General features: G+C 44.2%; 12 protein-coding genes. 3 read left to right on the top strand and 9 right to left on the bottom strand.

Going from position 1 to position 12,092, the window contains the following annotated elements; translation table 11 throughout:
• Positions 1-515 precede the first annotated feature (515 nt).
• The 3 genes from NYE25_RS01890 to aroA all read right to left on the bottom strand — a co-directional run bounded on the left by NYE25_RS01890 (position 516) and on the right by aroA (position 3,394).
• Positions 516-1,184 (bottom strand): hypothetical protein, encoded by a 669-nt coding sequence (locus NYE25_RS01890; RefSeq protein ID WP_339247382.1) that lies wholly within the window; start codon positions 1,182-1,184, stop codon positions 516-518.
• A 407-nt stretch (positions 1,185-1,591) separates the two neighbouring features.
• On the bottom strand, positions 1,592-2,026 hold the full coding sequence (locus NYE25_RS01885; protein WP_076299469.1) for a CoA-binding protein: 435 nt from the start codon (positions 2,024-2,026) through the stop codon (positions 1,592-1,594).
• A 75-nt stretch (positions 2,027-2,101) separates the two neighbouring features.
• Positions 2,102-3,394, bottom strand: coding sequence for a 3-phosphoshikimate 1-carboxyvinyltransferase (gene aroA, locus NYE25_RS01880; RefSeq protein ID WP_042187311.1), 1,293 nt, complete (start codon positions 3,392-3,394; stop codon positions 2,102-2,104).
• 109 nt (positions 3,395-3,503) lie between these two features.
• Between aroA and NYE25_RS01875 the strand changes: the two genes are divergently transcribed.
• On the top strand, positions 3,504-3,809 hold the full coding sequence (locus NYE25_RS01875; protein ID WP_042187309.1) for a rhodanese-like domain-containing protein: 306 nt from the start codon (positions 3,504-3,506) through the stop codon (positions 3,807-3,809).
• 4 nt (positions 3,810-3,813) lie between these two features.
• Here NYE25_RS01875 and NYE25_RS01870 read toward each other — a convergent pair whose 3' ends face one another.
• The 4 genes from NYE25_RS01870 to NYE25_RS01855 all read right to left on the bottom strand — a co-directional run bounded on the left by NYE25_RS01870 (position 3,814) and on the right by NYE25_RS01855 (position 8,490).
• Positions 3,814-4,362, bottom strand: coding sequence for a shikimate kinase (locus NYE25_RS01870; protein ID WP_076282947.1), 549 nt, complete (start codon positions 4,360-4,362; stop codon positions 3,814-3,816).
• 271 nt (positions 4,363-4,633) lie between these two features.
• The gene (gene gndA, locus NYE25_RS01865; RefSeq protein ID WP_042187305.1) at positions 4,634-6,049 is read right to left on the bottom strand and encodes an NADP-dependent phosphogluconate dehydrogenase; all 1,416 of its coding nucleotides are present in this window, start codon (positions 6,047-6,049) and stop codon (positions 4,634-4,636) included.
• Positions 6,050-6,315: 266 nt separating this feature from the next.
• Positions 6,316-6,912, bottom strand: a complete 597-nt coding sequence (locus NYE25_RS01860; protein ID WP_042187304.1) for a hypothetical protein — start codon at positions 6,910-6,912, stop codon at positions 6,316-6,318.
• A 288-nt stretch (positions 6,913-7,200) separates the two neighbouring features.
• A complete protein-coding gene (locus NYE25_RS01855) occupies positions 7,201-8,490 on the bottom strand; it encodes an MFS transporter (protein WP_076282948.1) in 1,290 nt (429 codons plus the stop codon).
• 96 nt (positions 8,491-8,586) lie between these two features.
• On the opposite strand from NYE25_RS01855, the gene NYE25_RS01850 reads away from it, so the two are divergent.
• Positions 8,587-10,062: an aminotransferase class I/II-fold pyridoxal phosphate-dependent enzyme gene (locus NYE25_RS01850; RefSeq protein ID WP_042126789.1), complete on the top strand. Its 1,476-nt coding sequence runs from the start codon at positions 8,587-8,589 to the stop codon at positions 10,060-10,062.
• A 130-nt stretch (positions 10,063-10,192) separates the two neighbouring features.
• On the opposite strand, the gene NYE25_RS01845 is transcribed toward NYE25_RS01850, so the two are convergent.
• Positions 10,193-10,504, bottom strand: coding sequence for a DUF1292 domain-containing protein (locus NYE25_RS01845; protein WP_042187300.1), 312 nt, complete (start codon positions 10,502-10,504; stop codon positions 10,193-10,195).
• Between the two features lie 80 nt (positions 10,505-10,584).
• Complete coding sequence (locus NYE25_RS01840; protein WP_042187298.1) at positions 10,585-11,139, bottom strand: copper amine oxidase; 555 nt, start codon at positions 11,137-11,139, stop codon at positions 10,585-10,587.
• A 164-nt stretch (positions 11,140-11,303) separates the two neighbouring features.
• On the opposite strand from NYE25_RS01840, the gene NYE25_RS01835 reads away from it, so the two are divergent.
• Positions 11,304-12,041 (top strand): MBL fold metallo-hydrolase, encoded by a 738-nt coding sequence (locus NYE25_RS01835; RefSeq protein ID WP_076282949.1) that lies wholly within the window; start codon positions 11,304-11,306, stop codon positions 12,039-12,041.
• The last annotated feature ends 51 nt before the right edge of the window (positions 12,042-12,092 follow it).

Here is a 12,092-nt window from a genome sequence, read left to right as displayed (position 1 = left end):
CCCTCTCCTTTCTTTCTATATTGAATGGTAAGCGCTGCGGGGGTTTTTGTCAAAATAAACTGAAGGAAAAGATCAGGTTATATTTAAAACAAATACACACTCACTCCACAATAAAATCACCTAGAAACACCATTCTCTGGGCTCAGGATTCCAAAGCACTAAAGCAAACAATGCTAAAGTTGTTTAAAACCGATAAAAAGTTACTCCGAATGAATGTGCGTCTCTAATAATGCTTCAAGTGAATGAGTAATTTTTATTGAATAAAGTTTTGTCTGCTGACTGAGTCTCTTTCTTTTGCTACCGATGATAAAAGAAGAAGTTAATTGTACTTTGTACAACTATTTATATCCTAGAAAAACTGAAATCCATATAAGTGTACTTTGTGCAATTATTTTTAATAATTCCATCCTTTTTCTTACCTTTGGTGTGTAATAAGTGTACAAAGTACAACTAAACCACAATAGAATAGAGATATCTCCGATATAGTTGTATATAGTGCAATTATTCTACCACTCCTACCATATTTGATCTGGCCGCATAGCTTTCACCTCGTATTGTCGAACCCGTTCACCCGTAATTACAGGCTTTATTAGCCCCTTCTCACTCAACGAGTGCAACAATCTGCGCGCCGTTCGAAAGTTAATGCTGAAATGAGTGGTCACATCCTTTGGACGGATCGCCCTACCCAGTCGCCAAGCCAACCGCAGAACCTCCTTCTCCTCAGACAAAATATCCACGCCTGCAGATTTGCGCGCCAAATGAGGTGCCAGCACCAATTGCAAAAGCATCCGACACACCTCGGGGCGGTGCTGAAGATCATCAACAGAAAAATGAATCATTTTCCACCCCATTCCGGTCAGAAAAGTGTCCCGATTAACTGCGTAGTTGAATCTCTCGCGGTCCATGTCCTTCACATGACTTTGAAACCCGTCGCACTCAATCCCGAGACTGCCGCCGCTCTGCGGAAGAAAAGCGAAGTCCAGAAACTGAGATTTACGGTTCCAGTCGTACACTTCGTATTCTGGATGCAAATCATCAAGGCTCTCAAACAATGGCCACCATACATTCTGCAAGAACAACTTCTCCGCATAATTATGCCCTCTAACCAGCCTCCCCCTTCTTTCTCCTGATCTTTCAGTCAAGTGCTTGTTAATGAACATACCATGTGCTTCTTCAAATTCCATTATGGTATCCTCCCCTATAAAAATAAAAAAACGCCCTTAGCCGCAAATCATGCGGATAAAGGACGTTCTTCGTCTAACTTCAGTATAACAAGCTCAGTTAGTGATTTGCATTAGAAATTGCACAGTCTGTACAGCCAATCATAATCAAACGATGCTTTTGATCTTGGCTGTTCTTTAACATTAAATTTGCAACTACTTCAGCGCTAAAAAATTTAGTTCGCTGGTTTGTTAGTTTGTTCTTTTGTCTGTCGGCTCGCCGGTTCATTGTTCTCTCGGTTGGTTCGTTTGTCGGCTCGTAAGCTCGTCAGTTCATCGTTTGCCCGTTCGTCGGTTCGTTCGAAATCCCTTGATACACGCTCTGATCATCATTTTTTCAATAGTCAGATAAAGTGTTGAACTACCGAACCTTATGCCCGAGTACGCCCATGCATCGTGATCGCTTCTTCGACCTTGATACAACGGTCCATAATCGCCGTCATACCATGCTCAGCGGCGATTTCAGCGGCTTCCTGGCTGATTATACCCTGCTGAAGCCAGAGCACACGTGCGCCGATTTCAGCGGCCTCCTGTGCGACCTTTGCGCAGTATTCGCTTCGACGGAACACATTAACAATGTCCACCGGCTCTGGAATTTCCGCTAACGTATGATAGCACTTTTCTCCCAGTATTTCACCATCAACCAATGGGTTTACAGGAATGATCCGATATCCCCGACTTTGCATAGCACCCGCGACCATATAGGAGGTACGGTCTGTTTTGTCAGACAGGCCAACAACTGCAATATTACCAGCAGAAGCAAGGATATCTCCGATCTGTTCCCGACTTGGATTCTCAAAGCTCATACATAGTGCCCCTTTCCATAGTTACACTTTATGATCCTTATTTAACTGAAGCTAAATTCGCTAGCTCCCTTACTTCTATTGTACCCACTCCACATTCGCACCAAGCGCACGCAGGTGATCAAAGTATTGCGGATACGACTTAGCGACATGGTGAGCATCCTTGATCAATAGTGGTTTACGCGCTCGTAAACCTACTACTGACAGCGCCATAATTACACGGTGGTCGTAATGCGCGTTAATCGTCACACCACCTTCGACGCCTTCAGGCATGCCGTGAACGATAATTTCATCGCGGCGTTCCTCAACATTGGCTCCTGCACGAGTCAACTCTGCCAAGTAATCAGTTATACGATCACATTCCTTATACCGAAGGTTCTCAACGTTATAGAATCGTGAAGTGCCTTCAGCAAATACGGCAGCAGCTACCATAGCCAGCACCGCATCGGTTGCAGCATCTCCGTCGAATTCAACAGCTTTTAGAACGCCGTTCCCTTGTACGTGAACTGTTCCCTCTTTATGAGTAAGCGGTACTTCCATCATACGCAACACATCAACAATGGCTCTTTCTCCCTGCTTACTCTGTTCCACAAGTCGATGTACCTTAACATCTGACTTTGTAACCGCAGCTGCTGCTAGAATAGCCGCAGAGCCAGGATAGTCACCTTGAACGGTATACGTTTTTGCCGCATAGGCTTGACGACCTGGCACTTTAAAGGACATATAATCATCCGCCGCATGAACCACAATTCCAGCCTGCTCCAATACTTCTAGCGTCTGACCTACGACAACCTTTGATTTCAAATCATCAAGGACAATAATTTCACTATCTTCTTCAAGCAATGGTGTCAAGAATAATAGAGCACTTAGGAACTGGGAGCTGACAGCACCTGAAACTGTAATTCTACCCCCAACAGGTTTGCCACCGCGGATCGTGATCGGCAACTTACCTTCATTATGCTCTACCTTCACACCAAGCTGTTCTAGAGACACGATCAAGTCGTCATGTGGACGTTTGCCCAATGAGTCAGGATACGTGTTTACGAATGTAACTTCAGGGCTCAGCGCAGCAACAGCCATTAGAAAACGTAGTACTGCTCCAGCATTCCCCACATTAAGTTCCTTAACATCCTTAGGTTTGCGACCAAAGCCTTGAATCACAATCTTCTCATCATCTTCTGTGAGTACAGCTCCCAAATCTGCAATACAACGACGGATGGCATCGCTATCTTCACTATGTGCCGGATGATAAATCGTACTTACGCCTTCTGACAATGCGGCAACCAGCAAATAACGAGTGGTATAGTTTTTGGAAGAGAGGGCCCCAAATTCTCCTTGCAGGGATGGCGTTGGCCTAACAATAACGTCCATAATATAAACTCTCCTTAGTAGATATAGTTGTATGTAGTGCTCGTTTGACAGGGTATTCCATGCTTGTGTTATCATTAAACCATTCTTCTGATGAAAAGAGGTCACAACCATGCATAATGTTCCACAAATTACACCGCAAGAATTGCGGCAGTGTCTAGAGACAGGGGAAGACCTTGTACTCATCGACGTTCGTGAAGACGAAGAGGTTGCCTTCGGGATGATTCCCGGTGCACAGCATATCCCCATGGGAGAAATTCCACACCGCACTGAGGATATTCCAAGCGATGCCAAAGTGATCTTTATTTGCCGTTCCGGTGCTCGAAGCCAGCGTGTCTGCGAATATCTACAACAGTTTGGCTATCATGCTACAAATTTAAGCGGCGGTATGATTGAATGGAATGAAACACTCTCTTAAAAGCTCAGCCGCGGTAATGCATTAAAATATATTGCGACACTTCTGCCGCTGTCAGTCCCGTTGTATCGACCGTGTAATGCGCGAACAGGTAAGCTTCTCGACGGTCTTCCATGATACGTCTAACCCGTTCTTTTGCATTGCCGGCGAGCAGCGGACGATTCTGATCTCCACTAACGCGGGCAATAATCTCTTCTTCTGTTGCCGTTAGCGCAACCACATGCCCTTTACTCAGCATTAAATCTGTATTCCCCGGCGCCAATACCGCGCCACCACCAGTAGATATTAATTTATTCTCAGACTCTAGCATACGCTTTAGTACTGCTGTTTCCACGCTTCGAAAGTAATGCTCTCCATCTTCCGCGAAAATTTCTGCAATACTTCGGCCTTCAGTTTCAACAATGACATGATCCAGATCAACCAGCTCGTAACCCAGTTCCTCGGCCAAAATTGCGCCTACTGTTGACTTCCCCGTTGCCATCATCCCTACTAAAATAATGTTCTTATTTCTTTGCTCTTCGTTGAACTTTTTAAATTCTTCTGTATCCCCAGCCATGTCTATCCTCCAACCGCGATATTTGTCATATCATAACACAGGGTCAAAACATTAGACAATCTGCTTCACATAGTAAATACACATCAAAACTTCAACAAAAAAGGCCCGAAAGCCTCCCCATTTCTGGTGAAGCAATTCGGGCCACTTTTTTAAAATATAAGAAAGTACAAGTTTCATGTTATACATTAACCTTATATTTCTCGCATAAACGCTTCTTACCGTCCTTTAGGGACGCCGAAGGCGTCATTGCTTATAACCGTAATAAACTAGATTATTCTGCAGACATCCAGTTGTGGTGGAAAACGCCTTCTTTGTCTACACGTTTGAACGTGTGTGCGCCGAAGTAATCGCGTTGTGCCTGAAGCAGGTTCGCAGGCAGTCTTTCTGTACGATAACTATCATAGTAAGCCAATGCGCTGGAGAATCCAGGCACTGGAACACCCATCGTTACAGCTGAAGCGATAACTTTACGCCATGCGGATTGGTAATTGTCCATAACATCCTTGAAGAAAGGATCAAGCAATAGGTTCTTAAGATCTGCATTGTTCTCGTAAGCATCCGTGATGTTTTGTAGGAAACGGGAACGGATAATGCAGCCACCGCGCCAAATTTTAGCCAACTCGCCATATTTCAGATCCCAACCGTATTCGTCGGAAGCTACGCGAAGTTGAGCGAAACCTTGAGCATAGGATACGATTTTACTTGCAAACAATGCTTTACGCACGTTCTCGATGAATTCAGCTTTGTCACCATCAAATGGTGTAGCTTCTGGTCCGTTAAGCACTTTGCTTGCTTCTACGCGCTCATCCTTCATTGCAGAGAGGAAGCGTGAGAATACGGATTCGGTAATCATGGACAAAGGTACACCAAGATCCAATGAGCTTTGGCTTGTCCATTTACCAGTTCCCTTTTGGCCAGCGGAATCAAGGATCACGTCAACCATTGGTTTACCAGTTTCTTCATCATACTGAGCAAAAATATCTGTAGTAATCTCGATCAGGTAGCTGTCGAGCTCACCGCTATTCCACTCTTTGAAAATGTTGTGAAGTTCTTTTGCATCCAGACCTAGAACGTCTTTGAGCAGCTGGTAAGCTTCACAGATCAATTGCATATCACCATATTCGATACCGTTATGCACCATTTTAACATAGTGTCCCGCACCGTCTGGTCCGATATATGTACAGCAAGGCTCACCGTTAACTTTAGCTGAGATTGCAGTTAGGATTGGTTCAACTAGCTTATACGCGCTTTCTTGACCGCCAGGCATAATAGAAGGACCTTTAAGAGCTCCTTCTTCACCGCCAGAAACCCCAGTTCCGACAAAGCGGAAACCTTTTTCTTCCAGATATTTACTGCGACGAACCGTATCAGGGAAATAAGCATTTCCTCCGTCGATAATAATGTCGCCTTGATCAAGATGCGGCAACAGTTGCTCGATGGTAGCATCAGTAGCTTTACCAGCTTGAACCATGATCAGAATTTTGCGCGGTGTTTCCAGCGAAGCTACAAATTCCTCAACGGAAAATGTGCCTACGAGGTTTTTACCTTCCGCCTCAGCAAGAAGATCATGTGTCTTCTCCGGTGAGCGATTAAACACGGATACGGAAAAACCTTTGCTTTCGATATTTAGAGCCAAATTCTTGCCCATTACCGCCAAGCCAATAACGCCGATTTGTTGTTTTGCCATCTGGTCCTCCACCCTTTGCACCCTATATTTTTGGGAAATCCATTTCTCGCAGTATAAGAATACCACCCTTTATCAGAGACAGCAAAGCCTGCCCTGCGAATAAAGATCAAATTCATCGACAAATCCATTGCCAATATGAAAATGATCACAATGACTATTTTAACGTTTTTAGCACCAGAAGTGAACCCCTGTCTGCAAGTTCTCAAACAAATCTAAGACACCCCGAAATTCGGGGTGCCCCTAAGCAACTTATTTCGGCACCTTGTTTACCATTCTAACATATACAATTCCTTCGTCAAAAAGGTAAGCTGCGCTCGGCATTTCTCCGCGCGAATCATATCCTCAGCCTTAAGTGCATCATTTAATCGATCCAGCTGCTCATCCACTTCAATCCTGCGCTGGCGAATTCGTTCCTCTCCTTCAACAGAATAATAGAGCTTGGTCAGCTCCTCATCGGTGAGCATAGGACCCTTCTGGTATAAGACTCGCTGCTGATAACCCGAGATTTCGACAAGACGAATCACTTCGCCGAACAAAATATTTTCAATAATAATCTGACGGTCCCGGAAGCGCTTTACAATGGCATGCCCTCGCATGTCCCCAATTAACTTCTCCATCCATTCTGACAAGCGAGCATCACGAATCATATAGTCACCCACGAGCTTATAGCCATCTTTGATCCTTTGAAAACGTAATTTCACCAGTTTACGACCCGTACGGACCGAAATTACAAAGACCTGTTCGTTCTCGCTCCAATATAGGGAATAACCTTTTTGAATCAAATCCTTGATCAGGTCCTGGATATGCTGTCTGTCGAAACGCAGCTCCAGGTTACAATACTCCACCTCGTCGTTTTTGTTCACGGCACTCCCCCCTAACTACTTCACATCTGCAAAGCCAACACAATTGTTCAATTTCCGATTATTTATGGCTGCCGGACCTCTTCAAGTAGTAGTTACTTTTGCGTTCGTCTTAGTCTTATTTTATACTTCAGTTTATGTAGCGGTAACTTGGTTTATTGACTATTTTTACCCGCAACAGACTTTCTCCAAACGCTGATTGAATTTTTTATTTCTTTTAGTCCTTTTAATTCCTAAAAGAAGCCGCTGACAACTAATTCTCAGGTTGTCAGCGGCTTTTCACATCTAAGGTCAACTAGTTTTAAATTTCAACTTCGTTCTGTGTACAATTAGTAAATGCAGCCCAAAGAGTATCAACATAACAATTGCACTCATCAGAAACGGAACACCGTGACCTACATGGTCCCATAGTCTCCCTGATATCACTGGTCCTGCCACCATCCCTGAGCCTTGCAAGGTCAAGAAAAGCCCCCAGACAGTCCCTCGTTCCCCCTTAGGCACTTGCTTAGCCAGAAAGGCATTCCATGCCGGGAGAATAAGCGCGTAGCTTATACCGACCAATGCCACCGCGATAAAAGCAAGCGGGAGCCAGCGTACCTGTGAGAACAGGGCAAGGGAAAAGGCGGCGAGCAAAAAGCCAATGTTCAGAAACACAGTTGTTCCTATTCGGTCTACCAGCTTGCCTGCTGGAATTAGAGCGAGCACCGTAATCCCACCACCGGCAATCAGAAGTAGGCTAAACTGATTTGGACTAACATGCAACTCCGTACGTGCAAACAAGGTAACTACAGGCGTCATCAAGCCAATGGCAAAAGCCTGAAGAAATAAGGCCGGATATAGTAGGCGACTGACTTTAAGCGTCGTTCTGACCTGATGTAGTGTTCTTTTTATACTTTCTAACGGACTAATTTTTTTACGTTCAACGACTCCACCAAGCCCCTCCATGTCCCTTACAACTGCATGAGTGCCACTTGACGAGATTCTTTTAGGTAGAAAAAGCGCAACTACAACTACTACAGCAGCACACCCTAGCAGGACCAAAAAGGCTACACGATAGCTTTGTCCACCCTGATCCATCAAAAAATTCACTACAATCGGACCGATTCCCGTTCCTGCGAGCGATGCCATCTCTACAGCACCCATAGCTGCTCCACTGCTGCCGCTTTTAGTAGATCCCGCCAATTCCGTTATTCCGGTCATCACACAAGGCCAAAGCGGGGATGTCCCGATCCCAAGAATAAGACAGGCAATCGAGAGCGTAACTGCTGTTTTGGCATATATTATCATTCCAACAGCTACTAGGATCAACAGCAAGGCACTTGTCATGGTCCAGCGAAATCCTATGCGCTCCATAACCCAGCCAGAAGGACTGCGGAATAGATTATCCCCCAAATACTGGAGTGCAAAGGCAAAGCCTACTACCGTAACAGATAGACCCAAAATATTCTCCATATATACGGGTAACAAAGCGACAAGTAGCGACCCTTTAACAAACTCAACTAAAAAAATAATTACCCACATCTCCATGATAAATGGCGACGTCAAACTGATATGTGTACGTTGCGCAGCTTTCGTGGACATTCTATCACATCCAAATCCTAGTATTCTGTAGATTGTTTTGTTATACTGATGCTTGCCTTAAATTTTAATATTCGCGAAAGGTTGTGACAGCATTAAATGAATCAACACCGTACTCCCCTCTTCACAGCTTTAAAAAAGCATGCCGCCGGCAATCCCGTTCAATTTCATATCCCGGGGCATAAGAAGGGGCTAGGAACCGATGCCGAATTCCGTGAGTTTATCGGCGATAACGCTCTATCCATCGATCTAATCAACATCGCACCGCTTGATGATTTACATCAGCCAACTGGAGTAATCCAGGAAGCTCAGAAGCTGGCTGCGAAGGCTTTCGGCGCCGACTATACGTATTTTAGCGTACAGGGCACGAGCAATGCCATCATGACGATGATCCTCTCTGTCTGCTCACCGGGTGATAAAATAATTGTGCCGCGCAACATTCATAAATCTGTGATGTCGGCCATTATCTTCTCCGGAGCCAAGCCTGTGTTTGTCTCGCCTGTTCAGGATGAGAATCTCGGGATAGATCACGGCATAACGACCAGTTCGCTGGAACGAGCGTTAAGGCGTCATCCAGACGCCAAAGGAGTTCTAGTAATCAATCCCACGTACTTCGGTGTATGCGCCGACCTGCGTTCGATTGTCGACCTGGCTCACCGTTACGGTGTACCCGTATTGGTGGACGAGGCACATGGAGTACTGATTCATTTTCATGAGGATCTGCCGGTATCGGCCATGCAGGCCGGAGCGGACATAGCTGCCACTAGTGTGCATAAACTTGGCGGCTCCATGACGCAAAGCTCGGTACTGAATCTTAATGCTAAGACGGGTCTGATTAACCCGCAACGGGTACAGACCATTATGAGCATGCTGACTACAACATCTACCTCATATATTTTATTAGCGTCTTTGGATACATCAAGACGTAATCTCGCGCTGAACGGTCATGAAATGGCGGAAAGAACCATCAGACTGTCCAACTACGCACGCGAAACGATCAATACGATCGAAGGCCTGTACAGCTTTGGAAAAGAGATCCTTGGGACAGAAGCAACATTTGATCATGACCCAACTAAGCTTAACATTCATGTGCGCCATTTAGGGATCACAGGATACGAAACCGAAAACTGGCTGCGCGAGAAGTACAACATCGAAGTAGAACTAAGTGACATGTATAATATTCTTTGCCTTATTACCCCAGGTGATACCCAAGAATCAGTAGATAAATTATTAGCTGCACTTCGGGTGTTGTCCGCCATTCATTACAGCAAGGGTGAAATCTACGAACTTAAGGTTCAGGTTCCAGAAATTCCACAGCTTGCTCTGATTCCAAGGGACGCTTTTTATGCGGATACGCAGTTAGTTCCATTCCGTGAATCTGCTGGCTACATTATTGCAGAGTTTATATATGTATATCCGCCTGGAATTCCTATTCTTCTCCCTGGCGAAGTTATCACTCAGGATAACATCGATTATATTATTGACCATGTGGAGATCGGACTTCCGGTTAAAGGTCCTGAAGATCGCAGCATCACTAACATAAAAGTGATTGTAGAAGCCGATCCTATTTCCTAAGACCCATCATTTTCCTAAAAAACTTCATTGATTTATACAAAAACCCGATACCATAATAAGTATCGGGTTTCTGTATATAAACATCAACTGTCATATACACAATAGAACAGCTTAATTTAGTCGCTAAAATCTATTCTTGCTGAGCAAGCAGATTGTTGTAAGCTTCTTCAACAGCTTTCCATTCTTCTTCATCTTCGATATTGTACAATACCATTTCTTCGTCTTCTTCTTCCATACGCAGAATAATGCCATCCGCTTCAGGATTTTCCTTTTCTAACAGCAGCGCGTATAGTTTCTCACCGATGTCGAAAGTTTCAACCAACACCATTTCAACATCTTCGCCCTGCTCGTTCGTCAAGGTCAGCACAAACTCCTCGTGCTCATGGTCGTGATCATGCCCGCAACCGCATGCTTCACCATGCTCATGTTTGTGATCGCTCATTGTAATACCTCACTTTGAATTGTATTATCCTACATCTGGTATACTACCACGTTAGATTAGTTCAGGTCAATTTAGAACCCTTAATTAAGAGCTGTAATTACCTTTTCTGACACAAGAACGTAATCCGCATTTTTGGAAGCTTTCATATAGAAGCCTACCCGATATTTGCCGGTTTCTTTAAAATCATAAGTAAACTCCGAGGTCGGAAACCAGAAATTATCCTTCTGCGAGCCTTCAAGCTCCTGCGACTGAATATCCTTAACATTACCAGAGGGGTCCGTTATGGCTACTTTTACAGCTGAAACCTCTTCTGTTAAGCTATCTACCTGGGTTAATATTTTAATCTTAAGCTTGCCTACGTTTACGTTACCAAAGACCGTATTATCCTTAAAAAGAACAATATGAACATTAGGCTTAAGAATCGTCACTTTACCAGATCCATCCCAATTCACTACCCCGCCCGCTTCTCTAGCGGGAATATATGTTTTTCCATCAATCAAATAACCGCCGTCTACAATTTCCGTCCCGTTGTTCCATACCCTGATTTTCTTACTCACAGAATCGGCGAACAATAAGGAGCCACCCATCAAGGAAAAAGCAAACACACATAAAGTGACTTTTTTCCATCTATTCATTTGAAACCCTCCAAATAATTCATGCTATTAATGTATACTTACTTTGTCTCAGCAAGTTGCGCTAATTGTAGGTAAATATTTCATTCATCTTCCGAAAAATGATATTATGTACTTGTTCAAAGTTGATATATTAGCTGACAGCGATTTCAGGAGGGTACTTTCTTATGAGTCTGAGCCTACAAATGCTAGGAACTGGCAATGCTTTTGCAAAAAACTTTTTTAACAATAATGGCTTGCTACTAGCTGATGATTATACCCTACTGATTGATTGTGGGATTACAGCCCCACTTGCCATACATACCATCGGGAAATCCTTCCGTGACGTAAACGCTACTCTAATTACGCATATTCATGCGGACCATGTTGGAGGTCTGGAAGAGCTAGCACTTACGCTAAAGCACGTATACGGGAAGAATATGAGATTACATTTACCTGAGACGCTTGTTGAGCCACTTTGGAACAACACCTTAAAGGGTGGATTATATCAAAAAGATGCAGTAGCCTCCCTGACCGATATCTTCGATGTTAAACCTATGAAACCCGGAATTACGTACAAGCTCGCTCCTTCTCTTTCGCTCGAGATCATACATACGCCGCATATTCCTGGCAAAGATAGCTATTCCCTTCTAATAAATAATGAGATTTTCTACAGCGCGGACATGACTTTTCAGCCGGATCTACTTATACGCCTTGTCCGTGAGCACGGCATCCGAATGATTCTGCATGACTGTCAGCTTGGTGGATCAGGTGTTGTTCACACCACACTGGAGGAGTTAATGTCATTACCTGAAGATGTTCGACGTATCATCAAGCTCATGCATTATAGTGATGAACAACCTCAATTCGTCGGGCTTACTGGAGAGATGGAGTTTATTGAGCAGCATGTAATTTATAAACTCTGATTAGGATTAAAAAAAGACCGTACATTGACGTCCGATGACGTATGTACGGTC

Source organism: Paenibacillus sp. FSL E2-8871 (genome assembly GCF_038000345.1).
In the GTDB taxonomy this organism is placed as follows: domain Bacteria; phylum Bacillota; class Bacilli; order Paenibacillales; family Paenibacillaceae; genus Paenibacillus_AQ.
The sequence above is the reverse complement of the archived record's forward strand: the minus strand, read 5'-3'. Positions and strand labels throughout refer to the sequence as shown.